This is a genomic window from Pseudomonas sp. LAIL14HWK12:I10 (assembly GCF_900184205.1).
GTDB lineage: Bacteria > Pseudomonadota > Gammaproteobacteria > Pseudomonadales > Pseudomonadaceae > Aquipseudomonas > Aquipseudomonas kermanshahensis.
Map to the genome: position 1 here is coordinate 1 of NZ_FXWU01000005.1, position 25,828 is coordinate 25,828.

Annotated in this window: 24 protein-coding genes; 12 read left to right on the forward strand and 12 right to left on the reverse strand. The window is 63.3% G+C overall.

Annotation, left to right across the window (positions count from 1 at the left end; genetic code table 11):
• Positions 1 to 968, reverse strand: a 968-nt coding sequence (locus QOS90_RS12590) for an IS110 family RNA-guided transposase (RefSeq protein WP_085272983.1), incomplete at its 3' end; no start/stop codon positions are given.
• A gap of 385 nt (positions 969 to 1,353) precedes the next feature.
• Here QOS90_RS12590 and QOS90_RS12595 point away from each other — a divergent pair.
• On the forward strand, positions 1,354 to 1,566 hold the full coding sequence (locus QOS90_RS12595) for a PLDc N-terminal domain-containing protein (protein ID WP_027593522.1): 213 nt from the start codon (positions 1,354 to 1,356) through the stop codon (positions 1,564 to 1,566).
• A gap of 50 nt (positions 1,567 to 1,616) precedes the next feature.
• On the opposite strand, the gene QOS90_RS12600 is transcribed toward QOS90_RS12595, so the two are convergent.
• Positions 1,617 to 1,934 (reverse strand): hypothetical protein, encoded by a 318-nt coding sequence (locus tag QOS90_RS12600; protein WP_085272982.1) that lies wholly within the window; start codon positions 1,932 to 1,934, stop codon positions 1,617 to 1,619.
• Positions 1,935 to 2,125: 191 nt separating this feature from the next.
• On the opposite strand from QOS90_RS12600, the gene QOS90_RS12605 reads away from it, so the two are divergent.
• On the forward strand, positions 2,126 to 2,536 hold the full coding sequence (locus QOS90_RS12605; protein WP_027593520.1) for a RidA family protein: 411 nt from the start codon (positions 2,126 to 2,128) through the stop codon (positions 2,534 to 2,536).
• A gap of 100 nt (positions 2,537 to 2,636) precedes the next feature.
• Positions 2,637 to 3,509: a DMT family transporter gene (locus tag QOS90_RS12610; protein WP_085272981.1), complete on the forward strand. Its 873-nt coding sequence runs from the start codon at positions 2,637 to 2,639 to the stop codon at positions 3,507 to 3,509.
• On the opposite strand, the gene QOS90_RS12615 is transcribed toward QOS90_RS12610, so the two are convergent.
• Together QOS90_RS12615 and QOS90_RS12620 are read right to left on the reverse strand one after the other, a co-directional pair.
• The gene (locus QOS90_RS12615) at positions 3,506 to 4,225 is read right to left on the reverse strand and encodes a TorF family putative porin (RefSeq protein ID WP_085272980.1); all 720 of its coding nucleotides are present in this window, start codon (positions 4,223 to 4,225) and stop codon (positions 3,506 to 3,508) included. The genes QOS90_RS12610 and QOS90_RS12615 overlap by 4 nt on opposite strands.
• An 81-nt stretch (positions 4,226 to 4,306) precedes the next feature.
• A complete protein-coding gene (locus tag QOS90_RS12620) occupies positions 4,307 to 4,558 on the reverse strand; it encodes a hypothetical protein (protein WP_027593517.1) in 252 nt (83 codons plus the stop codon).
• A gap of 204 nt (positions 4,559 to 4,762) precedes the next feature.
• On the opposite strand from QOS90_RS12620, the gene QOS90_RS12625 reads away from it, so the two are divergent.
• Together QOS90_RS12625 and QOS90_RS12630 are read left to right on the forward strand one after the other, a co-directional pair.
• Positions 4,763 to 6,229 (forward strand): DUF3300 domain-containing protein, encoded by a 1,467-nt coding sequence (locus tag QOS90_RS12625; protein ID WP_085272979.1) that lies wholly within the window; start codon positions 4,763 to 4,765, stop codon positions 6,227 to 6,229.
• On the forward strand, positions 6,226 to 7,119 hold the full coding sequence (locus QOS90_RS12630) for a DUF2950 domain-containing protein (RefSeq protein ID WP_085272978.1): 894 nt from the start codon (positions 6,226 to 6,228) through the stop codon (positions 7,117 to 7,119). Before QOS90_RS12625 ends, QOS90_RS12630 begins: the two co-directional genes overlap by 4 nt.
• A 27-nt stretch (positions 7,120 to 7,146) precedes the next feature.
• On the opposite strand, the gene QOS90_RS12635 is transcribed toward QOS90_RS12630, so the two are convergent.
• The 4 genes from QOS90_RS12635 to QOS90_RS12650 all read right to left on the reverse strand — a co-directional run bounded on the left by QOS90_RS12635 (position 7,147) and on the right by QOS90_RS12650 (position 13,221).
• Positions 7,147 to 8,103: an AraC-like ligand-binding domain-containing protein gene (locus QOS90_RS12635; protein WP_085272977.1), complete on the reverse strand. Its 957-nt coding sequence runs from the start codon at positions 8,101 to 8,103 to the stop codon at positions 7,147 to 7,149.
• Between the two features lie 149 nt (positions 8,104 to 8,252).
• Positions 8,253 to 10,337 (reverse strand): caprolactamase subunit alpha, encoded by a 2,085-nt coding sequence (capA, locus tag QOS90_RS12640; protein WP_085272976.1) that lies wholly within the window; start codon positions 10,335 to 10,337, stop codon positions 8,253 to 8,255.
• Positions 10,338 to 10,350: 13 nt separating this feature from the next.
• On the reverse strand, positions 10,351 to 12,096 hold the full coding sequence (gene capB, locus QOS90_RS12645; protein ID WP_085272975.1) for a caprolactamase subunit beta: 1,746 nt from the start codon (positions 12,094 to 12,096) through the stop codon (positions 10,351 to 10,353).
• A gap of 258 nt (positions 12,097 to 12,354) precedes the next feature.
• Positions 12,355 to 13,221, reverse strand: coding sequence for a LysR family transcriptional regulator (locus tag QOS90_RS12650; protein ID WP_085272974.1), 867 nt, complete (start codon positions 13,219 to 13,221; stop codon positions 12,355 to 12,357).
• A 93-nt stretch (positions 13,222 to 13,314) separates the two neighbouring features.
• Here QOS90_RS12650 and QOS90_RS12655 point away from each other — a divergent pair, with 93 nt between their 5' ends.
• Positions 13,315 to 13,746 (forward strand): multidrug/biocide efflux PACE transporter, encoded by a 432-nt coding sequence (locus QOS90_RS12655; RefSeq protein ID WP_027593510.1) that lies wholly within the window; start codon positions 13,315 to 13,317, stop codon positions 13,744 to 13,746.
• Between the two features lie 4 nt (positions 13,747 to 13,750).
• Here QOS90_RS12655 and csiR read toward each other — a convergent pair whose 3' ends face one another.
• A complete protein-coding gene (gene csiR, locus QOS90_RS12660) occupies positions 13,751 to 14,449 on the reverse strand; it encodes a DNA-binding transcriptional regulator CsiR (RefSeq protein WP_027593509.1) in 699 nt (232 codons plus the stop codon).
• Positions 14,450 to 14,645: 196 nt separating this feature from the next.
• On the opposite strand from csiR, the gene glaH reads away from it, so the two are divergent.
• The 6 genes from glaH to proP all read left to right on the forward strand — a co-directional run bounded on the left by glaH (position 14,646) and on the right by proP (position 22,294).
• A complete protein-coding gene (gene glaH, locus QOS90_RS12665) occupies positions 14,646 to 15,623 on the forward strand; it encodes a glutarate dioxygenase GlaH (RefSeq protein ID WP_085272973.1) in 978 nt (325 codons plus the stop codon).
• 22 nt (positions 15,624 to 15,645) lie between these two features.
• Entirely contained in the window at positions 15,646 to 16,896 is a 1,251-nt protein-coding gene (gene lhgD, locus QOS90_RS12670; protein WP_027593507.1) for an L-2-hydroxyglutarate dehydrogenase, read from the forward strand.
• 158 nt (positions 16,897 to 17,054) lie between these two features.
• The gene (gene gabP, locus QOS90_RS12675) at positions 17,055 to 18,446 is read left to right on the forward strand and encodes a GABA permease (RefSeq protein ID WP_027593506.1); all 1,392 of its coding nucleotides are present in this window, start codon (positions 17,055 to 17,057) and stop codon (positions 18,444 to 18,446) included.
• Positions 18,447 to 18,565: 119 nt separating this feature from the next.
• Complete coding sequence (locus QOS90_RS12680) at positions 18,566 to 19,459, forward strand: PA4780 family RIO1-like protein kinase (protein ID WP_027593505.1); 894 nt, start codon at positions 18,566 to 18,568, stop codon at positions 19,457 to 19,459.
• 215 nt (positions 19,460 to 19,674) lie between these two features.
• Positions 19,675 to 20,649, forward strand: coding sequence for a porphobilinogen synthase (gene hemB, locus QOS90_RS12685; RefSeq protein ID WP_027593504.1), 975 nt, complete (start codon positions 19,675 to 19,677; stop codon positions 20,647 to 20,649).
• Between the two features lie 142 nt (positions 20,650 to 20,791).
• The gene (gene proP / locus QOS90_RS12690) at positions 20,792 to 22,294 is read left to right on the forward strand and encodes a glycine betaine/L-proline transporter ProP (protein ID WP_027593503.1); all 1,503 of its coding nucleotides are present in this window, start codon (positions 20,792 to 20,794) and stop codon (positions 22,292 to 22,294) included.
• 42 nt (positions 22,295 to 22,336) lie between these two features.
• Here the strand turns inward: proP and QOS90_RS12695 are convergent, their stop codons facing one another.
• From QOS90_RS12695 to treS, 3 genes are all read right to left on the reverse strand, one after another.
• A complete protein-coding gene (locus tag QOS90_RS12695; protein WP_027593502.1) occupies positions 22,337 to 23,038 on the reverse strand; it encodes a YoaK family protein in 702 nt (233 codons plus the stop codon).
• Positions 23,039 to 23,040: 2 nt separating this feature from the next.
• Positions 23,041 to 23,670: a riboflavin synthase gene (locus QOS90_RS12700; RefSeq protein ID WP_027593501.1), complete on the reverse strand. Its 630-nt coding sequence runs from the start codon at positions 23,668 to 23,670 to the stop codon at positions 23,041 to 23,043.
• Between the two features lie 83 nt (positions 23,671 to 23,753).
• Positions 23,754 to 25,820, reverse strand: coding sequence for a maltose alpha-D-glucosyltransferase (gene treS / locus QOS90_RS12705; protein WP_027593500.1), 2,067 nt, complete (start codon positions 25,818 to 25,820; stop codon positions 23,754 to 23,756).
• Positions 25,821 to 25,828 lie beyond the last annotated feature (8 nt).

Consider the following 25,828-nt stretch of genomic DNA (forward strand, 5'->3'; position numbering starts at 1 on the left):
CTCGCAAGAGCAATTTGGGGGTCAAACGGTTTGCCCGACTTCACTACCCCGTAAACCAGATGCAGCAGCTTGCGCATTGCCGCGCATACGATCTGCTTATACGCCTTATGCCGGCTGCTCAACCGCTCTGCCAGCGCCTTTACGACTGGGTTGTGCTTGATCGAGACAGCGCCTGACATCCACAAGCCCGCACGCAGCCGTGAGCTGCCTGTACGCGAAATGCTGCTCTGACCTGTGAACTCTCCCGACTGTTGCACCACGGGATTCAGGCCTGAAAACGCGACAATCGCAGAAGGGCTTTGGTATTTCAGTGGATCGCCGAGTTCGGCCAGCAGCAACGCAGCAGTGGTCTCGCCCAAACCGTCAATCGAAGTAATCAGGTCACGTCGGTTACGCAGATCTGGATCATCATCGATCGTCTGTTCAATGGCCTTCTTGGTCTTTTCCAGCTCTTCGGTGATGTGCCCGATTATGTCTCGAATCGATTGCTGTACCGCGTCCCGTGCGGCATCCAAGCGATTCTGCTCCATCTGGCGCATTTCCTTGAGGTCGTCCAGGCGTCGCACCAGAGCGCGCAAGCGGCGCTGTGCTGGGGGCTCAGGCTCCCACTGGCGAAGCGAGGCGGCGTTCTGTTGACTATAGGCAGCAATGACTTTGGCGTCAGCCTTGTCGGTTTTGACGCGGCGAAGCTCTACATCAGCGAATTTTGCGATCACAGCCGGGTTCAGAATGCACACCCGATAGCCTTGAGTGTGGCAGTGCTCGGCCAGGGCTTCGTGATAGGTGCCTGTGGCTTCCATGACAATCCAGGTTCCCGGCTCCGCATGGCGTTCAAGCCAGTCGCTGAACTGCGCGAACCCGCCGGAGTCATTGGGCAGTTTTGCCTTGGTACGCTTCTTCCCGTTAGGCAGCGTAGTGGCAATGTCGAAAGATCTTTTGGCGACATCAACGCCAACAAAAATGGACATGATCCTCTCCTTCAAACTACGAAAGTCGATCACCCTTCACTCTGTGCAACCTTGTTAATGCTTGCTCACGCCGGGGGCGGGCACTAGATACCGTTCGGACTTGTCGAGTGGGGTTGGAAGGCCAGAGCGCTATCTACAATACGGGCTCGATGCCCTCGGAGCAGCTCCGCTTCATGACCTTCCCTCGATGATCAGTCGAGAACTTTCGCTTCTTTGGAAGAGAAAGTCGAGATACAAGGAGCAGCCTTGTGCTGCGAAGCGCCGCCATCGCGGCGCTCGATCCAACAGGCGCTGCAAGCCCGACGGCACGTTCCCCGGGAAATCAATCTGAACCCTCAGCGCCCAAGGCAACCCAACCCATTACATGCCAAATGGGAGAGCGCTCATGGAAATCGGAACGATCTGGATCATCATCGCGGCCTTTGTGATCCTGTTGGAAATCTGGGCCATCTGGCACATCATCGGCAGTGACCGCCGCGCCGAGCGCAAGATGCTGTGGGTCGTCTTCGTGGTCTATGCGCCGTTCCCCGGCCTGTTGTTCTGGGCGTGGCGCGGGCCGCGAGCAGTGAAGGGCAGGGCAGTGCTGCAAGAAAAGTGATGGCCATGGCACCAGGCGCGGGGGCGCCTGGTGCGGTCACTGCTCGCGGCTCAGGGCACGATGCTGAAGTGAATGGCCTGGCCCAGGCCGTCGACCATCAGGCTGCCGTGAAACTTCACCCGCGACACCACACGCAGGCTTTTGAGCTCTTCGTGTATGCGGTCGCGAATCTGCTTTTCGGCTTCATCGACACGGGCTGCCGTGGTGCTTTGGTAAAGCTGGACCACGCCTAGCAGGGTGGTTTCGATGTGGTCCACGGTGTCCCAGCCGATTTTGCGCAAGTGCAGCCGGGCGCGGGCGGCCTCGTCGTCATCGCCAACATGCCGTGGGTTAATGGTGTAGGCAAGTTGAAAGTGGTGCTTGGTCATTGTCGCTTTCCTTGTTGCGGGCAGGCCTCCGTGCCGGGTTTTGCACTCTAGCGGCAGGCAGACGCCGCTGAAAACACACACGTGGTTCAACACGCTGACCGCGTCATGTGAAAAGTCCTACAGCGCGCTTGACCTCAAGCTAACTCGAGGTCTGATACTTGGCGGCACTTTTCTCCGTTCGAGTATTCACCGTGTCCCGTTCAGCACCTTTCCAGCTGTCCAACCCTGCAGGGCTGTATGACCCCAGTGGCAATGCCTATTCCCATGTCGCAGAAGTGCCTGCCGGCAGCCGTTTGCTGTATATCGCCGGCCAGGGCGGCGAGGACGTCAGCGGGCATCTGTCGCCGGCATTCGCCGACCAGGCCCGACAGGCCCTGGCCAACCTCGAGACGGCCCTGGCCTCCAAAGGCGCCAGCCTGGCACAGGTGTTCAAGCTGACCTTGCTGATCGTCGATCACAGCGAGGCGCGTCTGCAGCAATGGGTGGCCGAGGCTGACAGGGCCTGGGGCCCGGTCATGAAACCGACCTGCACACTGATACCCGTGCCTCGGCTAGCGCTGGGCGGCATGCTGGTGGAGATCGACGCGGTGGCAGCGCTGTAGCGGCTGCCACTCGGGGGTGGCGCCAGGGAAACACTCTGTTGTATATCGGTAGCTGCAGGGCCGATATAACAACAATAACCCTCTCAGAGGTGACCCCACCATGAGCACCGGCACCACCACGCTTACCGACCGCAAGGCCAGGGCCTGGCTCTGGCCCGCACTGTTCAGCCTGGTGGCCTTCGCCGCCAATTCGGTGTTTTGCCGGTTGGCACTGCGGGACGGGGCTATCGACCCCGCATCGTTCACGGTGGTGCGCCTGGCCAGTGGTGCGCTGTTCCTCTTGCTGCTGATACGGCTACGCAAGCCCGCAGTCCCCCAGGGCGGCAGTTGGAGAGGCGGCCTGGCGCTGTTCCTTTATGCATTCCTGTTTTCTGCGGCGTACCTGCAACTGGGCGCTGGCGCAGGTGCGTTGCTGTTGTTCGGCGCCGTGCAGATCACCATGTTTGGTTTTGCCGCGTACAAAGGCGAGCGCATCACCCCGCGGATGCTGCTGGGCATGCTGATCGCCTTTGCTGGCCTGCTGGTGCTGTTGTTGCCCGGTGCAGAGGCGCCACCCTTGCCCAGCGCCTTGCTGATGGCCGCCTCGGGCGTGGCGTGGGGCGTCTATTCGCTGTTGGGCAAAGGCTCACCCAGGCCGTTGGCGGATACCGCCGGCAACTTTGCCCGCAGCCTGCCATGCCTGGTGCTGCTGGCACCCGTGTTGTGGGTCGGTGGCGGCACGCAGTTGACCGCACCCGGTTTACTGTATGCGCTTGCCTCGGGCGTGCTGGCCTCGGGGGCGGGTTATGCCGTGTGGTACGGCGTGGTCAGGCAGGTCAGCGCACAACAGGCGGCAACGATGCAGCTCAGTGTGCCGGTGATTGCCGCAGTGGGTGGGGTTTGCCTGATTGGTGAACCGCTGTCGATTCGCTTGCTGGTGGCGTGTGCGGTGGTGCTGGGCGGTATCGCGCTGGCCCTGGCACCGCGCCGTTAAAAGAAGCTGCGCTGCGCCTTGAGCGTGACTACGCTTTCGCAATACGTGTTGATCCCCGAATACGCATCACAACCGCCGCCACTGAGGTTGGAGTTGCTGTAGATCAGGTTCAGGTCGATGCCCAGCCAAGGCCGCGACAGTTCCAGCGACCAGTCGGAAAAGGCACTCACCTGGCTGCCATCGCCAATGGTGAACGGCGTGCCCAAACGGTGATGGGCGAGTTTGACGGTGAGGTCGACGTCGAACAGCGGCAATTGGCCGAAGTCGGCGAAGAGGGTGCCGGTGCGGTTGTCGGGGTTGTCGCGCAGCGCCCCGCCAAAGCGGCTGCCCAGCACCGACACGCCGCCGTACAGAGCGTAGCTGTCGGGCCCTGCGACAGTGGGCTGGCTGTAATGAATCAAACCCACCTCGTAACCCAGGCTGCTGTCGAAGTGGTGCTTGTAGCCCAGGTAGCTGTCCAACCGCAGGGTGGAGTTTGGGGTGACGCCCATGCTCGGGGCGTATTGGCCCAGGTACCAGCCACTGCGGTGGCTGAGGTCGAGGCCACCATGGAATGCGCCCATGGCGCTGGGCGAAATCAGCCCTTGGGCCATGCTGCGGGAGGGTGTGGTGCCTAGCGTGAAGTCGATGTCGCCCAGTTCGCGTTTCATTTGCTGGGCCAGCAGCAGGGGGCTGAAGAGCAGTGCAGCACTCAGCAACAGAAGGGGCCTGGTCATGGTCTCCGTCCTGGAAGGCTTGCGGTTGAGCGGTAAAGGATACCTGCGCAGGCGGGAGGAGGGAACCGTTGGCTATGGCCTTCAGCCTTTGGTCGAAGGGGCAGCGTCGGCGGCTTCAGTGACCACAGGCAGGTCGTTGGCACGCTGGATCACCCGCCGTTGCTGTTCATAGTCGTCCAGCGACAGGCCACGGCGCTGCAAGGCTTCCAGTTGCAGTTGGCGGGTTTCTTCGGCGCTGTACGGGCGCAGTTCGGGGTGGCTGGCACAGCCGGCCAACAGGGCGATGGCGGTAGCGGCCAGGGCAGTGAGCGAGAGGCGGGCCAGGGTATTCATCGGGTAGCTCCGGGGTGCGGGGATTCGCCAAGTTCGAATCAATGGCGCTAGGTTATTGGGCCGGGCCGATCAGTAGAAATTGCCTCGTTCGATAGTCACTATCGATACAACCATCAGTGCGAAAAGTTAGCGCCCTCTCTGCTGGTCAAACGGATTGCCATTGCTACCCTTAACCCACGCGGTCTGACCTCATGGGGATTAGCGATGCGCATGCCATTGATTGCCGTCCTTTCGGCGGTGCTGTGCCTGAGCGCTGCACCCGGCTGGGTGCTGGCAGAAGAGGTACCCGCGCCGGACCCAGCCCCACAAGCCGACACGCTCGCGGCCAAGGAGGCGGTGTTCACCCAGGAGCAACTGGACCAGATGCTCGCACCCATCGCGCTGTACCCCGACGCGTTGCTGGCCCAGGTGCTGATGGCCGCCACCTACCCGGGGCAGGTGAGTGAAGCCGTGACCTGGTCCAAGGCCAACCCCAAGGCCTCTGGCGACGATGCGGTCAAGCAGGTGGCGAAACAGCCGTGGGACCCGAGCGTGCAGGCGTTGGTGGCCTTCCCGCAGTTGCTGGCGACCCTGGGCCAGGACCCCGTGTGGGTACAACGCCTGGGCGACGCCTTTCTCGCGCAACCCGACGATGTCATGGCCGGCGTGCAGCGCTTGCGTCATCAAGCGCAGGCGGCCGGCAACCTGCAGAGCAACCAGTACCAGAATGTGACCGTGCAGGCGGCTCCGGCGGCAGCGCCGGCTTCCAGCGGTGGTAGCAGCAAGCAGGCGGCCCCGGCCAGCAGCCCGCCCACCACCATCATTATCGAGCCGGCCGACCCGCAAGTGGTGTACGTGCCCAGCTACAACCCCACCACCACCTACGGCACCTGGGCTTATCCGGCCTCGCCGCCGGTGTACTACCCGCCACCGCCGATGTACTACGCCGGTTCTGCGCTGGTGGCGGGCCTGGCCTTCGGTACGGGCGTGGCGATTGTCAGTTCGCTGTGGGGCGACTGTGACTGGGGCAACAATGACATCGACATCGACGTCAACCGCTACAACAACATCAACGGCAACAACCGCATCACCAACAACCAGAACAAATGGCAGCACAACGCCGCGAACCGCGAGGGTGTGCCTTACCGCGATGCCCGCAGCCGCCAGCAATATGGTCGCCAGCTGGACGGTGCTACCCAGCGTACCGCGTTCCGTGGCGACGATGCCCAGCGTGCCCAGGCACGCAACAACGCCAGGGCTTCAATGGACCGGGCTGGCATCGAGCGGCCGGCCACCAGCAACCGCCAGGCCCGCCAGCAGGTGCGCGAGGCGCAGGCGGGCAATTCGGTCGGCAATCGCATGCAATCGCGTAACGACGCGGCACGGCCAGCCGACCGCCGACAGGACACACGTAATACCCAAGGCCGGCAGCAGAACAACCAGGTGAACTCACGCAGACAAGGCGAAGGCCAGGCGCGGCAAGGGGCGCAGAACCGCCCTGCCAATACCGCAGGCCGGGCGCGTAACAATGCCTTCGATGGCGTGCGCTCGCCGTCGCGCACCAGCGCGCAGGCCAGCCGCGGCCGCACCAGCCAGTCGTTCGCCCAGCGGCCGAACGCATCGCGTGCCGCCGGGCACCAGATCTCCCGGCCCAGTGCGCCTGCACGCCGCGGGGGAGGTGGCCGTCGATGAACCGTCCATTACTCGGGGCATTGCTGCTCACTGCAGGCCTGGCCTGGTCATCCCTGGCCGCTGCGCAAGACGCTTTTCCGACACCAGAGAAGGCCGTGGAGGCGTTCGTCGCGGCACTGGGCCAGGAGCAACCTGATGAAGCCCGACTGGCCCAGTTGCTGGGCGATGACTGGCGTACCTACATCCCGCGTGGGGGTGTGCAACGCAGCGATGTGGACACCTTCCTGGAGCAGTATCGCGCGCAGCACAGCATCGACATGACGGCCCAGGGCAAGGCCATACTGGCGGTGGGCAGTGATCACTGGACGTTGCCTATACCCCTGAGCAAAAGCAGCCAGGGCTGGCGTTTCGACCTCAAGGCCGGCAGTGCCGAAATCCGCGCCCGGCGCATTGGCCGCAACGAACTGGGCGCCCTGCAGTCGATGCTGGCGTACCACGACGCGCAGATGGACTACGCCTCACAAGACCGCAACGGCAATGGCGCGCTGGAATACGCGCAGAAAATTTTCAGCGAGCCTGGCAAGCATGACGGCTTGTACTGGGACGATGAAGGTGATGGGCAGGTCAGCCCGCTGGGGCCGCTGTTCGGCCAGGATGTGGTGGGTGACGACTGGTATGGCTACCACTTCCGCATCCTCGATGCGCAAGGCCCTTCGGCCCCCGGTGGCGCCTACAGCTACTTGATCGGCAACCAGATGAGCCGCGGCTTTGCTCTGATCGCCTGGCCAGCGAAGTATGACGACACAGGGGTGATGAGCTTCATGATCAGCCATGACGGCCAGGTCTTCGAGAAAGACCTCGGGCCACACGGGGACAGGCTGGCCAAGGAGATGAAACGCTTCGACCCGGATGACAGCTGGAAAGAGGTCGATACCACGGCGATCGAGTGAGCACGGCGCATCCCTGCGCCGCCGCCTTCAGTGCGCGCGCGCCGCGCGCACCTCGCGGGCGGTACACCCATAGCGCTGGCGAAAGGCCCGGGTGAACTGCGCCTGGTCGGCAAAACCCCAGCGAAACGCCAGTTGGCCGATAGACAGATGGCAGTGCGGGTCGCACAGCTGGCGATGCACTGCCTCCAGGCGCTGTTGGCGCACCCATTCGCCCAGGGTATAGGGCGTGATCGAGAACAGCTTGTGCAGGTAGCGCAATGACAGGCCGCAGGCCGTGGCGACGGCTTGCGGTGACAGGTCGGGGTCGCCGAGGTTTTGCAGCACGTAGTGCTCGACACGGGTCAGGTGCAACGTGCTGAGGTTGGAGCCTTCACTGCCCAGCACCCGTTCGTCCTGCTGCAAGGCCAGCAGCAGGGTCGCACTGGCCTGCTCCAGCAACAGGTGGCGGGCGGCTGCGGGGCTGGCGTCGAAGTGGCGCGCGCAGAGGTCCAGTTGCTCGACAAAGATGCGCCCAAGGCCTTGGCTGGCGTCGAAGCAGTGGCGGGTGTAGCGCTTGTGCCCGAGCAAGTTGGCCTTGAGCGCGCGTTCAGGCAGTTTCAGCACCCACAGGTCGTTCTCGGCCCGGTAATGGAAACGGTAAGGCGCGTCGCCGCGTTCGACGATGAAACCGCCCGGGCGGCAGCTCACTGGGTGGCCATCCTGCTCGAAGTGCACCTCGCTGCGGCTGGGCACGGTGACCAGGTAAAACGCGTCAGTGTCCTGGCCGATGTGCGCCTTGCTGCGGGAATAGCCAAGCTGGCTGGAGCGCAGGCGTGACAGGCTCAGCGGCGTGCTGGGGGTGCTCCAGCGCTGCAGGTGGCCATCGAAGGGTTGCCCGGCGGCAAATTCCAGGCTCAAGGGGAAGTAGGTGTCGTTGATGGCTTCGGCCCAGCGCGCCTGGCGTTCGGGTTGCGGCCAGCCGTGGGTCGACAGTTCTGTGGGCATGGGTTGTCCTTTTTCAAAGAGGGCAGCATTGAAAAAAGGAACTGCAGGCAAGCTACTCAAGCAGCTCTTGTTATTGTGCAAAAACGCCCGGCAGCGCAACGCTGCCGGGCGGGTGTCACGCCCATGATCGGCGCGTGCCGACCCTTTGATCAAGCCCCGCGTGTCACCCGGTACGTGGCCGAAGGTTCCAGGCAGGCCTGCCAGCCTGGCGGCACGACGATGTTGGTGGTGTCCTCCTCGATCACACAGGGGCCTTGCACCGTCTGCCCAGGCAGCAGGTGGTTACCGTTGAACACCGGGGTGTGCTGCCACTCGCCGTCGGCACTGAACAGCATCGGGCGCTCGCCCGCTGGGACTGCAGCAGGTGGCTGGGCCGGCCCCTGCAGTTCTGGCTGCGGTGGGCGCGGCAGGTGACCGATCACCGAGCACTCCAGGTTGACCAGTTCTACCGGGCTGTCGGGCTCACTGTACGAGTACAGCGTCTGGTGGCGAGCGTGGAAGGACTCGATCAACGCTGCCAGCCCGTCGCTGTCCAGGCTGTGACGCTCCAGCTCCACGCTGCACTCATGGATCTGCCCGCTGTAGCGCATTTCCAGGGTGTAGTGGCAGCTGCTGGCCTGGTCGCCGAAGCCGTCTTCACGCAGGTTCGCCAAGCCTTGCTGGCGCAGTTCGGCCAGGGCCTGGTTGAGCTGCGCGAGGTCGGCATGTTCGGCGTCCAGGCGCATCGACAGGCTGGTGAGCTGGTCGTAGCGCACATCCGAAAGGATCTGGCCGAAGGCGCACAAGCCAGAGGCCACCTTGGGGATCAACACGGTGTGCATGCCAATTTCTTCGGCCAGGCGCACCACGTGCATACCCGCTGCGCCACCCGCGCCGATCAGGGCGAAGTCGCGCGGGTCGTGGCCGCGTTCGATGGAGACACGGCGGATGCCGTTGACCATGTTCAGGTTGACCAGGGTGGTAATGCCAAACGCGGCGCGCTCAACACTGATGCCCAGCGGTTCGGCGATCTTGCTGCGGATGGCCTCCAGCGCAGCCTGGCGATTGAGCGTAATACTGCCGCCCAGCAACGCACGGTCTGGCAGGTAGCCCAGGGCCAGGTTGGCGTCGGTCACGGTGGGCTCACTGCCGCCTTTGCCGTAGCACACCGGGCCAGGCTTGGCGCCCGCACTGCGGGGGCCGACCTGCAGCATGCCGAACTCGTCGAGGTGCGCGATGGAGCCACCGCCGGCACCCAGTGTCTCCACCTGGATCATCGGCACGCCGATGCGCTGGCGCAGGAAGTCCACATCCTTGCTGAAGTTGGTGCGCCCGGCATTGGTCAGGGTGATGTCGAACGAGGTGCCCCCCATGTCCACGGTGATGACGTTGTCGATGCCAAACGGGCGGGCGACCGAGAGCCCCGCCTGGGGCGCCGAAGCCGGGCCGGAGTTGATGGCATTGACCGCGCGCTCACGCATCAGGTGGCCGGGCGCCAGGCCACCGTTGGACTGGAAGTAGCGCACCGGTTGCTGGGCGCCCAACGCCTCGAACAGGCTGTCGATACGCGCCACGTAGCGCGCCATCACCGGGCTCAGGTAGGCGTTGACCACGGTGGTGGAGGTGCGGGTGTATTCGCGGATTTGCGGGAACACTTCAACGCCTGTGCAAACGAACACCCCGGGCAGCGCTGCCCTGACCAGTTCGGCGGCACGCTGCTCATGGCTGGGGTTGCGCACCGACCAGAGGAAGGAAATGGCCACCGCTTCCACGCCTTCGGCGCGGAAGTAGTCGATAGCCTCATGCACCGCGCGCTCGTCCAGCGGGCTGTGCTCGCGGCCATCGCCGAGGATCCGGCCACCGATCGGGCGCCGCAGGTGACGCGGGGCGAGCATGTGCGCCGGCGGGTAGTGGGCGTCATAGCGGTGGCCCTCTTCCTTGTGGCCCAGGCGGATTTCCAGGCTGTCTTCGTGGCCCTCGGTGCACAGCAGGCCGACCTTGACCCCGGTGCGCTCGATCAGGGCGTTGAGGGCGACCGTGGTGCCGTTGATGCACAGGTCGCAGTTGGCGATGATCTCGGCCGGCGTGCGGCCGGTGGCGTCGGCGATTTGCGCCAGGCCCGCGCGGATGGCCAAGGTGCCGTCCTGCGGCGTGGAAGGGGCTTTGAACAGCTGCACGCCGCCATCGCGGTCAGCCAGGATGAAATCGGTGAAGGTGCCGCCGGCGTCGATGCCCAGGCGATATTGATTGCGCATGATGGGTCTCCGGTCAGTGCAGGTCGCGGGCAAGGCGGGTGGCGGTTTCATCGAGGTGGCCGTCAGCATCGACGACCACGCCGTATTCCAGGGCGGCGCCGTGGGGCGAGACCAGGCCGTTGCGCAGGTCTTGCAGCACGGCGGCTACCGGGCGGCGCAGGGGGTCGCCATAACCGCCGCCCCCCGGGTTGATGTTGATGATCCGCTCGCCGGGCTGGAGGGTGAGCATGGGGTTCTGGGTGTAGTGGTCTTCCGAGCCATCGGCATGACGGTGGATCAGGCGGCCGAGTTTGGGCTCCAGCAGGGCATTGCGGGCCCCGGCGGCGCCGGCGGTGGGCAGTTGGCGGCCCTCGCCGAAGCCGACCACGGTCATTGCGTGTTGCAGGGGCTCGATCTCCAGGCGGGTGCCGGAGCCGCCGCGAAATTCACCGGCGCCGCCACTGTCGGCCATCAGGCTGTAGCGGTGGATGAGTATCGGGTAGGCGTGCTCCAGCAGCTCGATGTCACCGCTCATCAAGGCACCGAAGCAGCACAGCGGCCCACAGGCATGCCAGCCATCCATGACTTTGTTGGCCCCCGCGCCGGCAATGATCGAGGCCAGGACCATGGTCACGTACTCGCTGTTGCCGTTACGTGGGTCGTGGCCGGCGATGTTGATGCCGCTGGTATGGCCCCAGGAGGCCGTGACCCGCTGCGGCGAGGCTTGCTCCAGTGCCGTGCGCACGGCATCGGCCAAGGTTTCCATCGGAGTCGTGGTGCAGTTGACGTGGGGCGCCGGTTCCTGGGCGTTGCACAGCGTGCCCTTGGCGCCGACATCGACCGTGACGCAGCGATACAGGCCTTCGTTGTAGGGCGGTGCGACCTGGGCGAACATCATCAGGCCAAGGTACACACCCGACACCGAGTTGCCCTCGTAGGAGTTGATGAAGTAGGGCACCTGCGGCGGGCTTTCGATACGCACATGGGCTTGCTCGCCGCGTATCTCGACATGCGCGGTGATGGCCAGTTCGCCCAGGCCGTGGCCGGCGTCTTCGAGCACGGCGGTGCCGCTGTAGTGGCCGTCCGGCACGTCACGCAGCAAGGCGCGCATGTGGCGGTCGGCCATGTTCTTCAGCTCGGCGATGCAGGCACGCACCTGCTCCACGCCGTACTTGTCGAGCAAGTCGAGCAGGTGCCGCTCACCGACTTTGCAGGCGCCGTATTGGGCGTTGAGGTCGCCCTCCTGATAGGGGCGGGCGCGCATGTTGGTGAGCATGAAGTTGATCACGTCTTCGCGGCGCTTGCCCTTTTCCCACAGTTTCACGGGCGGGATGCGCAGGCCTTCGGCGTAGATTTCCTTGGCGTCCGGGTTGTAGCCGGCCGGTACCGGGCCGCCGATGTCGGTCAGGTGGCCCTTGCACACGGTCCAGAACACCAGCTCGCCCTGGTAGTACACGGGCTTGTACATGCAGCAGTCGAGGATATGGCTGCCCTTGTACGCCGGGTCGTTGTGGTAGATCACGTCACCTTCGGCGATATCGTCACCGAAAAACTCGGCCACGCACTTCATGGCGGGGATCAGTGAACCCAGGTGGATGGGGATGTCCTGGCCTTGCAGGATCATTTCGGGGAGGTGATCGAACAACGAGTTCGAGTAATCATGTGCCAGGTTGAACACACTGGAGCGGCCGGTCTTTTCCAACGTCAAGGTCATTTCGCGCTGCGCTGTTTCCAGCGCACCCCGGACCACCGCAAGGGTGATCGGATCTACTGTTTTCATAGGTCACCAACGTTTGTTCTTGTGCTTTTGGGTGCGTGCCGCAGTGATCGGCGCGTGGTGACAGGCTACGGGGCGAGCGGGGTGGCTGACTTGTCGGTGGGTGTACTGCTTGTTGCGCTTGGGTGCACTGTTGTATGCGATCGCTAGCCCACTGTGGGAGCCGGCTTGCCGGCGATGCAGGCGACGCGGTGCATGGCACCGGCTTTGCCGGTGATCGCTGGCAAGCCAGCTCCTACAAGGCCCCAACAAAATCAGGGGTCAGGTATCTGCCTGCTTACCCAGCAACCGCTGCACCAGCCATTGCCCGGCTGGGCCGAGGGCGCGGCGGCGGGACCAGGCGATGTCCATGTCGACGCGGCGCGGATAACCGGCCACCTGCAATTCCACCAGGCCGCTGCCAAAGCGCGTGACCAGGGCCTTGGGCAGTTCTGCCCAGCCAAAGCCACGGGCGGCGAACTCCAGCAAGGTCAAGTAGTCGGGCGCCGACCAGGCCTGGCCGCGGTCGTGGTGCAGGCTGGGGGCGTAGGTCTTGATGTACAGCTGGCGTACGGTCTCCAGGTGCTGGCGCTGCACTGTGCGCAGCGCCGCCAGCGGGTGCTCGGCGCTCACGTACACACAAAACTCCGCCTGCTCAGGCAGGCGCGCCACGGCGACATCGGCGGGGTACTGGCGCTGCGCGGCAAGAATGCCGATCTGGGCCATGTCCTGCTGCACCAACTCGATCACGTCAGCGTCTTCCGAGGGCCCACAGCGCAGCTCGGTATGCGGGTAGCTGTGTGCGAAGCCGGCCATGACCGCGCTTTGGAAGGTGACGCTGTAGCTGTCCGACATCACCACCGAGACCAACGCTTCAACGTGCTCAGCCAGCCTCAGTGACAGGGCGTCGAGCCCGGCACTGGCGTCGAGGATCGCTTCGACATGGGGCAACACCTGGCGCCCGGCAGCATTGAGCGTAGGGTGGCGCCCGCCGCGGTCGAACAGGGGGCAGCCGATATCCGCCTCGAAATTGGCTATCGCAATGCTGACGGTGGACTGGCTTTTCTTCAGTTTGCGGGCCGCCGCAGAGAACGAGCCCAGCGCGGCGGCTTCGACAAAGGCAAGCAAAGCTTCAGGTGAGTAGCGCATAGGTATTGATAAAAACGATAGGAGCTATATCGCGAGTATCTGTTCCATCAAAGAAAATAGGAAGCACGTCTCAAGCAAATGATGGAATTCAAGATGAAAAAGGTCTCTTTCACCGAACGCATGGTCCATGCCGTAGGTTATGAAGTATTCGCTGTGCTGTTGTGCGCACCGCTGTTGTCCTGGGTGCTGGGCAAGTCGTTGGCAACGGCCGGGGGGCTGGCGGTGACCCTGTCAGTGATCGCCATGGCCTGGAACGTGGCCTATAACGCACTGATCGACCGCGTCGTGCAGACCGAACGGGTTGCCTGGAAGCCTTGGGCGCGTGTCGCCCATGGCCTGGGCTTCGAGGCAGGCCTGGTGGTGTGGTGCCTGCCCGTGGCGGCCTGGATGCTGGATATTTCGCTGCTTCAGGCGTTCATGGTCGAGTTGGGCTTCTTCGTGATCATCCTGCCCTACACCGTGGTGTACAACTGGGCGTTCGACAAAGCCCGGCACTATGTGGTCCAGCGCCAGGCCGCCGCCTGACGGCCTACTCCCCGCGCCCGATGCCCTCGGCATGCATGATTTGCGCGATGATTGGCACGGGGGTCATCAGGTGCGAGTGCATCATGGCGCTGGCGCGCTTGGCGTCGCGGGCCAGAATCGCCTCCACCAACGCCGCGTGCTCCTGGCGCTTGAGTTCAAGGGCCTGCTCGGAAAACACCGTCTGCGTCAGCCACAGATGCCGATAACGCTCGGCCTGGTCGAACAGGTAGGTGCGTGCCTGCAGTAAGTGCTTGGAGCCGCAGCCGGAGGCGATGGCGGTGTGAAACGCCTTGTGCCGCTCGTCCCAGACGTCCAGGCGCTGCTCGCGGGTTTTCACTTCCACCACTTTGGCCAAGGTATGCGAACAGGCCAGCACCGAGGCCTCCCAGGCGTCGTCGCCGCGTTCGATGGCCAGGCTGATGATCATGGCTTCCAGGTTGGCGCGGGCATCGTAGATGTCGTTCATCTCCGCCAGTGACATGGGGGCGACACGGTAGCCCTTCTGGCTGATGGCATTCACCAGGTGCTCGGCCACCAACTGCGAGAGCGCCTCCCGCAGAGGCCCTACACCCAGTTCATAGCGGTCTTTGAGGGTGCTCATCAAGAGCTTTTCCCCCGGCTTGAACACGCCACGGATGATGTCTTTCTTGAGCCTCTCATACCCGCTGAATGCTGAATTTTGTCGGGGCGCGAGCGCTTCCAAGGTCCTGTTCCTCAAAACGTTTTGCCGATCATACCGAAACCACTGGCGGACGAAAAACAATGGACATACTCGCTCTTTGTCTTCGTTTTATAAAAATGTAGACATTTTTGTTGAGTGGCGATATTTTTGCTTCGCCTGCACTGATCCAGATCACACACTGGGCGGCGCCACTCACTTTTTCTGCCAGGACCTAGCCATGAACGCTTTTACGCAGATCGACGAACTTGTCATGCCGTTGCCACTCGAACCGCGGGGTTACACCATCGCCCCTTCGAAGCAGTCGCCGCGTCTGCTTGAACTGACCTTTGCCCGCGAGACCGTGGAGGCGTTCGTCAAGGCCGTGGCCGAGTGGCCGGTGCAGGCGTTGGAGTACAAGTCGTTCCTGCGTTTCCGGGTGGGCGAAATCCTGGATGAACTGTGCGAAGGCACGCTGCGCCCGGTATTGCTCAACACCATCCTCGACCGCGCCAGCGGCGGCATGCTGATCACCCCGGTCGGGCTGGATGACGTGAGCCAGGCCGAGGACATGGTCAAGTTCACCACCGCCTGCGCCCACCTGATCGGTCGCTCCAACTACGACGCCATGAGCGGCCAGTACTACGCCCGCTTCGTGGTCGTGAACAGCGACAACTCCGACAGCTACCTGCGCCAGCCACACCGCGTCATGGAGTTGCACAACGACGGCACCTTCGTGAACCAGATCACCGACTATGTGCTGATGCTGAAGATCGACGAAAAGAACATGGAAGGCGGTAATTCGCTGCTGCTGCACCTGGACGACTGGGAAGACTGCGACGCGTTCTTCCGCCACCCGATGGCGCGCCGCGAGATGCGCTGGACCGCGCCACCGAGCAAGAAAGTGGCCGAGGACGTGTTCCATTCGGTGTTCGATACCGATACCGAAGGCCGGCCGACCATGCGCTACATCGACCAGTTCGTGCAGCCGGAAAACTTCGAGGAAGGTATCTGGCTGAACGCCTTGTCCGAATCGCTGGAGGGCAGCGACAAGAAACTTTCCGTTCCGGTGGCAGTGGGCAGCTTCGTCTTGATCAATAATCTGTTCTGGCTCCACGGCCGCGACCGCTTCACCCCGCACGATGGCTTGCGCCGCGAGCTGATGCGCCAACGCGGCTATGTCGCCTTCCCCAAGCCGCTGTACCAGCGCGGCCAGTAAACACGGCGCGGGAGGTAACACTGTGTACGACTTCATCATCATCGGCGGTGGCATTGTGGGCATGTCCACTGCCATGCACCTGATCAAGGTGTACCCGGACGCCAAGATTCTCCTGTTGGAGAAAGAGTCCGGCCCGGCCCGCCACCAGACCGGGCACAACAGCGGCGTGATCCATGCCGGGGTGTACTACACCCCTGGCAGCCTCAAGGCGCGCTTCTGCCTGGAAGGCAACAAGGCGACCAAGGCCTTTTGCACCGAGCACGGCATCGCCTTCGATGAGTGTGGCAAGCTGCTGGTGGCCACCAACGACCTGGAAATGCAACGCATGAAGGCGTTGTGGGAGCGCACCGCGGCCAATGGCCTGGAGCGTGAATGGCTGTCTGCTGCCGAGCTGCATGAGCGCGAGCCCAACATCGTCGGCCTGGGCGGGATCTTTGTCCCCTCCAGCGGCATCGTCAATTACGCCGAGGTCACGGCGGCCATGGGCCGTCAGTTCCAGCGTGCCGGTGGCGAGATCCGCTACAGCGCCGAGGTGATTGGCCTGGAAGAGCGCGCCAGTGAAGTGATCGTGCGTACCCGCAGCGATGAGTTCCACAGCCGCTTCCTGGTCACCTGCTCGGGGCTGATGGCCGACCGCGTGGTGAGCATGCTGGGCATCCAGACCAATTTCGTGATTTGCCCGTTCCGCGGCGAGTACTACTTGCTGCCCAAGCAGCACAACCAGATCGTCAACCACCTGATCTACCCGATTCCGGACCCGTCCATGCCGTTTCTGGGCGTGCACCTGACGCGGATGATCGACGGTACCGTGACCGTCGGGCCAAACGCGGTACTGGCGATGAAGCGCGAAGGTTATCGCAAGTCCGACGTCAGCCTTGGCGACATGTTCCAGACCCTGACCACACCCGGCATCCTCAAGGTGCTGGCCAAGAACCTGCGGCCGGGCCTGATCGAGATGAAAAACTCGCTGTTCAAGGGCGGCTACCTCAAGCAGGTGCAGAAGTACTGCCCGAGCATCACCAAGGACGACCTCACGCCATACCCGGCGGGTGTGCGGGCACAGGCGGTGTCACGCGATGGCAAGCTCATCGACGACTTCCTCTTCGTCAACTCCGCACGCAGCGTGAACGTGTGCAATGCGCCGTCGCCTGCCGCCACCTCTGCCATTCCGATCGGCGCCTACATCGTCGAGAAGGTCTGCGAACAAGTCAGCCGCCAAGGGGGCGGCTCGCTCAAGCCTGACTTGGCGGGCAAGCAGCGCGCTGCCAGCTGAGGCGGCAGCTAACCCCGGTGGATCTGCGTTTCGTTTTACTCAACCCGTCCTTGCCCTACTCACCATTTAGGGCAGGGCGGGCTTTTTCGCGCCCGCGTTCGCTAGCCATGCGTGCTGACGGCTTAGCGCGGGCATGACAAGAATAAGAAGGTAAGACCATGCAAACAGACAAGAACAATTTGAGTCATGGATTGAAATCGCGGCATGTCACCATGCTGTCCATTGCCGGGGTGATCGGCGCCGGCCTGTTCGTTGGCTCTGGGCGGGCCATCGCCGAAGCCGGGCCTGCAACCATCCTGGCCTATATCCTGGCCGGCGGGTTGGTGGTGCTGGTGATGCGCATGCTGGCGGAAATGGCAGTCGCTTCGCCCGACACCGGCTCGTTCTCCACCTATGCCGACCTCGCCATCGGCAAGTGGGCCGGCTACACCATCGGTTGGCTGTACTGGTGGTTCTGGGTGCTGATCATCCCCATCGAAGCCAACATTGCCGCCACCATCATCAACACCTACGTGCCGCAGATGGAGATCTGGGTATTGTCGTTGGTGATCACGCTGCTGCTGACCGCCACCAACCTGTTCAGCGTGAAAAACTACGGTGAATTCGAGTTCTGGCTGGCGCTGGTGAAGGTCATTGCCATCGTCGCCTTCATCATTCTGGGTGCCTGTGCCATTTTCGGCCTGCTGCCCAGCTCCGGTGTCAGCGGTGTTTCGCGCCTGTGGGATACCGGTGGGTTCATGCCCAACGGCTTTGGCGCGGTGCTCAGCGCCATGCTGATCACCATGTTCTCGTTCCTTGGGGCCGAGGTGGTGACCATTGCCGCTGCAGAGTCCGACGAGGCGGGCAAGCACATCTCCAAGGCCACCAACTCGGTGATCTGGCGGATTACGCTGTTCTACATCCTGTCGATCTTCATCGTCATCGCGCTGGTGCCCTGGACCGACCCACGGCTGGCCACTGAAGGCTCGTATGTCACGGTGCTGGATACGCTCGGCGTGCCGCATGCCAAGGCCATCATCGACTTCGTCGTGCTGACTTCGGTGACCAGCTGCCTCAACTCGTCGTTGTACACCGCCTCACGCATGGTCTATTCGTTGAGCCGCCGGGGTGACGCGCCGGCCTGTGCCCAGGTGACCAGCCGCAGCGGTACGCCGATTGTCGCGGTGCTGTTGTCTACCGGGGCGGCGTTCCTGGCGGTGATCGCCAACTACCTGGTGCCGGCCAAGGTGTTCGGCTTCCTGATGGCCAGCTCCGGCGCCATTGCCTTGCTGGTTTATCTGGTTATCGCCATTTCCCAGCTGCGCCTGCGCAAGCGTCTGACCGCCCAGGGCAAGACGCTGAGCTACCGCATGTGGCTGTTCCCGTGGCTGACCTGGGGCGTGATCCTGTTCATCAGCAGCGTGCTGGTGCTGATGCTGTTCCGCCCGGATCATCGCCTCGAGGTGGTTTCGACAATGGTGCTGGCGGTGTTCGTAGTGTGCTCGGGGTTGTTGATCACGCGCCGACGGGCGCGGGTGGCGCAAGGCAGTGCTGTGGGGCAGGGCGCCTAGGCGCCCGAAACACCCCGAACAGACGAACGTTGCATCACAGACGAGCAAGATCCATCAGGCTGTGAGAGGATGACCGCCACCTCCACGGCTCGGCCACAGGACCCCAGAACTCAAGCCTGATGAAGACTCCAAAAAGAATCGAACCCCTGATCGAAGACGGCCTGGTCGACGAAGTACTGCGACCTTTGATGAGCGGCAAGGAAGCAGCCGTCTACGTGGTGCGTTGCGGTACCCAAGTGCGCTGCGCCAAGGTCTACAAAGAAGCCAACAAACGTAGCTTCCGCCAGGCCGCCGAGTACCAGGAAGGCCGCAAGGTCCGCAACAGCCGCCAGGCCCGGGCCATGGCCAAAGGCTCCAAATACGGCCGCAAAGAGGCCGAGGATGCCTGGCAGAACGCCGAAGTGGCGGCCCTGTTCCGCCTGGCCAGTGCCGGTGTCCGGGTGCCCAAGCCTTATGATTTCCAGGATGGCGTACTGTTGATGGAGCTGGTGACGGACGCCGATGGCGATGCCGCGCCACGCCTTAACGACGTGCACCTGGAGGCCGACGAGGCCCGCGAGTTCCATGCATTCGTCGTCCGCCAGATCGTGTTGATGCTGTGTGCGGGGCTGGTGCATGGTGACTTGTCCGAGTTCAACGTGTTGCTTGGCCCTGAAGGCCCGGTGATCATCGACTTGCCGCAGGCGGTGGATGCGGCCGGTAACAACCATGCGTTCAGCATGTTGCAACGTGACGTGGGCAACATGGCGCTGTACTTCGGCCGCTTCGCCCCCGAGCTCAAGAGCACCCGTTACGCGCAGGAAATGTGGGCGTTGTACGAGGCCGGCGAACTGAAACCGGACAGCCCGCTGACCGGCGAGTACGAGGAGGATGACGAGGCTGCCGATGTGGATGGCGTGTTGCGTGAAATCGACGCCGCACGGCTCGACGACGCCCGCCGCCGGGCGGCGCTGGCCGATGCTGAGCGCGGCCCGGTCAAGGGCGAAGAGCCGCCACCGCCCTGGTTGCAGTAAACAGTCACCCACAGGTACAGCGCCGCTTTTACCCAAAGCGCTGTACCTGATGGGCGCCCCCCCCTGTGGGAGCGGGTTTACCCGCGAAGGGGCCGGCACACGCGCTGCAAACTCCCGCTATTACCCCCACCGCAAGACACAATCTCGTCATTCAGCCTTTTCACTGAAGCTCAACAGGCATATGGTGTACGCCGTCCATATTCCCTGGAGCTGTCATGTCCAACCGTTTCCCCTCCGTTCGTCCGCGCCGTCTGCGCCAGAACGAATCCCTGCGCTCGATCTTCCAGGAAACCGAGTTTCGCCTTGAAGACCTGATCCTGCCGATCTTCGTCGAAGAAGGCATTGACGATTTCGTGCCGATCACCAGCATGCCCGGCGTAAACCGCATCCCTGAAAAGCTGCTGGCGCAGGAAATCGAGCGCTACGCCCGCGCCGGCATCAAGTCGGTGATGACCTTTGGTGTCTCGCACCATCTGGACGAGGTTGGCAGTGACACCTGGAACGAAAACGGCCTGGTGGCGCGCATGGCGCGTATCTGCAAGGACACCGTGCCGGAAATGATCGTGATGTCCGACACCTGCTTCTGCGAATACACCAGCCATGGCCATTGCGGCGTGGTGCACGACCACGGCGTGGACAACGACGCCACCCTGGCCAACCTGGGCAAGCAGGCCGTGGTCGCGGCCGCAGCCGGTGCTGACTTCATCGCGCCATCGGCGGCGATGGACGGCCAGGTCCAGGCAATTCGCGGCGCCCTGGATGCCGCAGGCTTCCATGACACCGCCATCATGGCCTACTCGACCAAGTTCGCCTCGTCGCTCTATGGCCCCTTCCGCGAAGCGGGCGGCACTGCGCTCAAAGGCGACCGCAAGAGCTACCAGATGAACCCGATGAACCGCCGCGAAGCCGTGCGCGAATCGTTGCTCGACGAGCAGGAAGGGGCCGATGTGCTGATGGTCAAGCCGGCCGGTGCCTACCTGGACGTGATCGCCGACATCCGCGCGGCCTCGCGCCTGCCGCTGGCGGCGTATCAGGTCAGTGGCGAGTACGCGATGATCAAGTTCGGCGGTCTCGCCGGTGCCATCGATGAAGGGCGTGTGGTGCGTGAGAGCATCGGTGCCATCAAGCGCGCCGGTGCCGACCTGATCCTGACCTACTTCGCCATGGACCTGGCCCGCGAAGGCATCTGATCAGTAAAAGGTATTCGCGGCCCTCCAAGGGCCGCCAATACCCGCAGATGGCCTCTAGCCACAAAAAATTTACTAAGCGCTGAATTATTTTGTGTCCCTTTGTCTCTGATGCCATAGAGCATTCAGTGACAAGGAAATGGGCATGAAATCTCGCAAGAAAAGCGTCAAGCCAATTGGCTTGAAAGATATCACCATCGTCGACGACGCCAAGATGCGTAAAGCGATCACCGCTGCCGCACTGGGCAACGCCATGGAGTGGTTCGACTTCGGCGTTTATGGCTTCGTCGCTTACGCGCTCGGCAAGGTGTTCTTCCCCAACGCCGACCCCAGTGTGCAAATGATCGCCGCCCTGGCGACGTTCTCGGTACCGTTTCTGATTCGCCCGCTGGGTGGGTTGTTCTTCGGCGCCCTGGGCGACAAGTTCGGCCGGCAGAAGATTCTCGCCGCGACCATCGTGATCATGTCGTTGAGCACCTTTGCCATCGGCCTGATACCGTCTTACGCCACCATCGGCATCTGGGCGCCCATCCTGCTGTTGCTGGCCAAGATGGCCCAGGGCTTTTCGGTGGGCGGTGAATACACCGGGGCGTCGATTTTCGTCGCCGAGTACGCACCCGACCGTAAACGCGGCTTCCTCGGCAGCTGGCTGGATTTCGGCTCGATCGCAGGCTTTGTGCTCGGCGCAGGTGTGGTGGTGTTGATTTCCACCGTGCTGGGCGAGGAGAAGTTCCTTGAGTGGGGCTGGCGCCTGCCGTTCTTCCTGGCCCTGCCGCTGGGCATCATTGGTCTGTACCTGCGCCATGCGCTGGAAGAAACACCGGCGTTCCAGCAACACGTCGAGAAGCTTGAGCAGGGCGACCGCGAAGGCCTGGCCTCCGGCCCCAAGGTGTCGTTCAAGGAAGTCGCCACCCAACACTGGCGCAGCCTGGTGACTTGCATTGGCGTGGTGATCGCCACCAACGTCACGTACTACATGCTGCTCACCTACATGCCCAGCTACCTGTCGCACAACCTGCATTACAGCGAAGACCACGGGGTGCTGATCATCATCGCGATCATGGTCGGCATGCTGTTCGTGCAACCGATCATCGGCCTGCTCAGCGACAAGTTCGGCCGCCGGCCTTTCATCATGGTCGGCAGTGTCGGCCTGTTCGCGCTGGCCATCCCGGCCTTCATGCTGATCAACAGCGGCGCGCTCGGGCTGATCTTTGCCGGGCTGTTGATCATTGCCGTGCTGCTGAACTTCTTCATCGGCGTGATGGCGTCGACATTGCCGGCGATGTTCCCCACGCATATCCGCTACAGCGCGTTGGCCAGTGCCTTCAACATCTCGGTGCTGATCGCGGGGCTTACCCCGACCTTGGCGGCCTGGCTGGTGGAAAGCACCGGCAACCTGTACATGCCGGCGTACTACCTGATGGTGATCGCGGCCATCGGCCTGATCACGGGCTTGACCATGAAAGAGACCGCCAACAAGCCGCTGCGCGGCGCAGCGCCTGCCGCGTCGGACATCGATGAAGCGCGCGAGCTGTTGCAGGAGCACCACGACAATATCGAGCAGAAGATCGAGGACATCGACACGCAGATCGCCGAGCTTGAGGCCAAGCGCAAATTGCTGGTGCAGCAACACCCGCGCATCGATTAAGGGGCGGGCCGAGGGTTTTTCGGCGCTACCCGCAGCGTTTGATTAACGCGGCATGTAGCCGCGTTGCCAAGAGCGTGGAATGAACCGTGTCACCAGGGCCAGCAGGCACGCCAGCGCGCAACTGCCTGCCAGCGCCTGCAGGCCCAGTTGGTGCTCAAGCCAGGCGCCCAGTGCGGCGCCCAGCAGCATGCCAGCCCAAGGCACCAGCTGTACCCGCCAGCCATTGCGCCGTTCGCCCAGCAACCAGCGCCCCAAGCCGCGGCCGAAGCGGGACAGGGCGCCGGTCACATAGGTCAGGCCGATCGGCAGGCCATTCACTTGTTCAACCACGGCATTGATCATGCCCATCGCCAGCGTCGCTGCCAGCAGCGCCGGAAAGGTGGCGGGCAGGGGCCAGGCCGCCGCCATGCCAAGCAGTACGGCGACCACCAGCAGCACCGGCCAGGCGCGGCGTCGGCAGGCCCGGGCCAGTATCACGCCCAGGGCATTGCCTGCGACAAAGCCGAGCACCGCGCCACTAAGGCGCAGCACCATGGCCAGGTCCGCCTCGCTGATGGCCACTGCCAGACGGGTGGTGTTGCCACTCATGAACGACACGAAATCACCCAGCGCCAGCAGGCCGATAGCATCCGTCATGCCGGCCAGTACCGACAGCGCGGCGACCAGCCCCAGGCCCACGCGACCGCGCAGGGCCTGCAGCTTCAGCCGTCGTGCGTTGCGGGCGGGCAGTACGTTGGGCAGCATGCTCAGCGCAGCAGCGTTTCGCGGGCCAGCGTGCCCTTGAGCGTTCGCTCGATCACATCGACCAGCACCATGGTCTGGTGGTCCACTTCGATGTTGAGCAGCTCGCCGGCCTTGTAATGGGCGAAGGTGGTCTGGCGCAAGGTCTCGGGGATCAGGTTGATGGTGATGACGTTGTCATCGACATCGGCGACGGTCAGGCTGCAACCGTTGACCCCCAGGAAGCCGCGGGGGAATACGTACTTAGCCCATTGCGCTGGCATGCGGAAACGGATGAACGCACCGGTCTCTTCGATCACCTGTTCGACGATCTCGGCGGTGGTGGCGATGTGCCCGGCCATCAGGTGGCCGCCAACCTCGGCGTTCATCTTCGCCGAGCGCTCGATGTTCACGCTTTGGCCGGCCGTCAGGCAGCGCAGGTTGGTGCGTTCGAGGGTGGCATTCATGGCGTCGAACTTCACCTGGGTGCCGTCGATCTCGGTGACTGACAGGCACGTGCCCTCGACACTGACGCTGGCGCCGATCTTGAGGTCGTCGAGCAGTTCAGGGGTGAGGTCGACCGTGAACTGCCGGTGGCCTGGGTAAGGGGTCACAGCAAGCAGCGGGCGAACGGCCTGGACGATGCCGGTGTACATGGAAATTGCTCCTGGGCACGGGAAAATGAAGTCCCCCGGAAGCTATGCCTCTGAAGCGGTAAAAGCAAGGCGGCCGCTGCCCCTCACACATGCCCGCTGCTGTTCACGATGCGCAGGCACAGCGCCTCGTACGGCTCCAGGTTGACCATCAAGCGCCCATCTTCGGTCAAATCCCCCTCGACCGTCTCGTTGATCATGTCCACCACCGTTCCCGGTGTGAAGCCGGTCAAGAGCAGCTCCTCGGCAATGACCGTCTGGCCAAAGTTCAGTGCGCTGATCTGGATGCCGCGCCCCGCTGGCAGCTCGTGCACCATCACCAGCAAACCAGGGCTACTGACCTCGGGCACCAGCACTTGGCGGCTGGTGGCGATGCCATAGGCCTGGCGCACGGCCAGCAGTTTTTTCACCTTGCTGGCGAACGAGTCGCTGTTCTCGAGCTGGCTGTCGAGGCTGCCGTAGAGCGCCCGCGCCCGGGGCATGCCGCGCACCGACGCCTCAGCGTCGGGGGCGAGCCCGGCCAGGTCGTAGCCGCCACGGTGGATCCAGCGGGTGTCGCCATCGAGCATCCGTTCGGCCACCGCCTCGGCAGGCAAGGGCAGGGCGCCGACCAGGTCCCAGCCGGACAGTGCGACCACACCGGGCTGCATGGCGTTGTACATCACCAGCAGCAGGTGGATTTTCTGGATGCGCTCGATATCCGCTGCGTCGATCTGCGCAAGGTCGCGGATACCCAGCGCGGCGGTGATCAGGCTGGCGGTGGTGCAACTGATGCCATTGGTGACGAAGCGCAAGTTGTAGGGGGCATGTTCGCCAGACAAACGCTCATAGATTTCTTCGCGAATGTGCTCGCGCAAGATATTGCCAGGCAAGGTTTGGCCCTTGAACAGGTACATGTCATGGGCATGCAGCGTCCAGAAGTGCACCAGCTCGACGGTCAGCTCGTCATGGTTTTGCAGGGCGTGGATCAAGGACGCCGGGTCGATGCCAAACGCGTGCATTTCCTTGAGCATCAGGCGCAGGAACTCGGTGTCGCCGGTCAGCAATGCATGCTGGTAGGCGGGGCGGGTGATGAAGTCATAGGACAGATCGGCGCCGCCCGTGGACATCTGGGCAATGTCGTCGATTGTCAGGTTAAGCTCCTGAAAGCTGAACCCGCCCGCCTTGCGAATCATGCCGCCAATCAACTGGTTGCCGACGATCGACAGCGGGTGGCTTTCGGACCAAGCGGTGCCCTGGAGCCGCGTTTCCACCCCGAGAAAACCATTGGCATCCAGGCGCAGGCCACGCGCGCCCAGGCAGTCCAGCGCATGCAGGGCATCCCCGATGATCATCTGCTGGGCGGCGAAGGTTGGGTCGAGCCAATTGAGCGACGGCTGCCCTTCCTTGAAGTAGTGCAGGTACACCCAGCGCCGGGTCTTGCCATCGACGCCGGTGATGGGCGGGGTGACGCTCCAGTCGGTCTCCTTGACCCCAGGCTCGAAGAAGATCACCCGCTGCAACTGGCCGACGATGTAGTGGCGGGCCTTGAGCTCGTCGCACACAGCCGGCAACAGGTTGACCGCATCACGGCCTGCCGGCACCTCGGGCAGCAGCGGCCAGTCTTCCTCGCGCACTTCGACCATGTGGTAGAGCCCAGGGTAGGCCCCGTGTGCCAGCTCAGCCAGGCGGAAGTCGGCACCTTTGCCGGTGTGCGAAGGGATCAGGTCATCGATGGTCACAGCGTTATGCGCAGCGGCCATGCGGCTCATCTGGATCAAGTCCTGCTCGCTGCCGTAGAGCGGGTCGATGTCGAAGCTGATGCGGTCGAAGTTACCGTCCACGCTGGGGGTGAACTCGCGGCCACGCACGCCGCCGGACTGTTTGATCGGGCCAGTGTGCACGCCTTGTATGCCAATTTCCGACAAACGCTTCCACAGCGCCTCGTGGGCCAAGGCCGCCAGCACTGAGCCGCCCTCCGGGGCAATGATGGCGTCGGGGTAGACCGTCAGCCACACCGAGGCGATTTCAGTGGCGCGGCGGGGCTGGGCTTCGGCGTAGGGGTTCTGCCACAGGCGCGATTGCCCCGAATACAGGCGGGCCCGTTCCTGGGAGGCCTTGAGCATGGAACGGTCTTCGAGCCACTTAATGTATGACGGGTCGGGTTGGGTCATCTCGCGTC

What these genes read in the sequence shown, in the direction of transcription:
- QOS90_RS12595 (WP_027593522.1), top strand. Translation starts at nt 1,354, where the DNA reads ATGGAAATCGGAACGATCTGGATCATCATCGCGGCCTTTGTGATCCTG.
- QOS90_RS12600 (WP_085272982.1), bottom strand. Translation starts at nt 1,934, where the DNA reads ATGACCAAGCACCACTTTCAACTTGCCTACACCATTAACCCACGGCAT.
- QOS90_RS12610 (WP_085272981.1), top strand. Translation starts at nt 2,637, where the DNA reads ATGAGCACCGGCACCACCACGCTTACCGACCGCAAGGCCAGGGCCTGG.
- QOS90_RS12615 (WP_085272980.1), bottom strand. Translation starts at nt 4,225, where the DNA reads ATGACCAGGCCCCTTCTGTTGCTGAGTGCTGCACTGCTCTTCAGCCCC.
- QOS90_RS12620 (WP_027593517.1), bottom strand. Translation starts at nt 4,558, where the DNA reads ATGAATACCCTGGCCCGCCTCTCGCTCACTGCCCTGGCCGCTACCGCC.
- QOS90_RS12625 (WP_085272979.1), top strand. Translation starts at nt 4,763, where the DNA reads ATGCGCATGCCATTGATTGCCGTCCTTTCGGCGGTGCTGTGCCTGAGC.
- QOS90_RS12630 (WP_085272978.1), top strand. Translation starts at nt 6,226, where the DNA reads ATGAACCGTCCATTACTCGGGGCATTGCTGCTCACTGCAGGCCTGGCC.
- QOS90_RS12635 (WP_085272977.1), bottom strand. Translation starts at nt 8,103, where the DNA reads ATGCCCACAGAACTGTCGACCCACGGCTGGCCGCAACCCGAACGCCAG.
- capA (WP_085272976.1), bottom strand. Translation starts at nt 10,337, where the DNA reads ATGCGCAATCAATATCGCCTGGGCATCGACGCCGGCGGCACCTTCACC.
- capB (WP_085272975.1), bottom strand. Translation starts at nt 12,096, where the DNA reads ATGAAAACAGTAGATCCGATCACCCTTGCGGTGGTCCGGGGTGCGCTG.
- QOS90_RS12650 (WP_085272974.1), bottom strand. Translation starts at nt 13,221, where the DNA reads ATGCGCTACTCACCTGAAGCTTTGCTTGCCTTTGTCGAAGCCGCCGCG.
- QOS90_RS12655 (WP_027593510.1), top strand. Translation starts at nt 13,315, where the DNA reads ATGAAAAAGGTCTCTTTCACCGAACGCATGGTCCATGCCGTAGGTTAT.
- glaH (WP_085272973.1), top strand. Translation starts at nt 14,646, where the DNA reads ATGAACGCTTTTACGCAGATCGACGAACTTGTCATGCCGTTGCCACTC.
- gabP (WP_027593506.1), top strand. Translation starts at nt 17,055, where the DNA reads ATGCAAACAGACAAGAACAATTTGAGTCATGGATTGAAATCGCGGCAT.
- QOS90_RS12680 (WP_027593505.1), top strand. Translation starts at nt 18,566, where the DNA reads ATGAAGACTCCAAAAAGAATCGAACCCCTGATCGAAGACGGCCTGGTC.
- hemB (WP_027593504.1), top strand. Translation starts at nt 19,675, where the DNA reads ATGTCCAACCGTTTCCCCTCCGTTCGTCCGCGCCGTCTGCGCCAGAAC.
- proP (WP_027593503.1), top strand. Translation starts at nt 20,792, where the DNA reads ATGAAATCTCGCAAGAAAAGCGTCAAGCCAATTGGCTTGAAAGATATC.
- QOS90_RS12695 (WP_027593502.1), bottom strand. Translation starts at nt 23,038, where the DNA reads ATGCTGCCCAACGTACTGCCCGCCCGCAACGCACGACGGCTGAAGCTG.
- QOS90_RS12700 (WP_027593501.1), bottom strand. Translation starts at nt 23,670, where the DNA reads ATGTACACCGGCATCGTCCAGGCCGTTCGCCCGCTGCTTGCTGTGACC.
- treS (WP_027593500.1), bottom strand. Translation starts at nt 25,820, where the DNA reads ATGACCCAACCCGACCCGTCATACATTAAGTGGCTCGAAGACCGTTCC.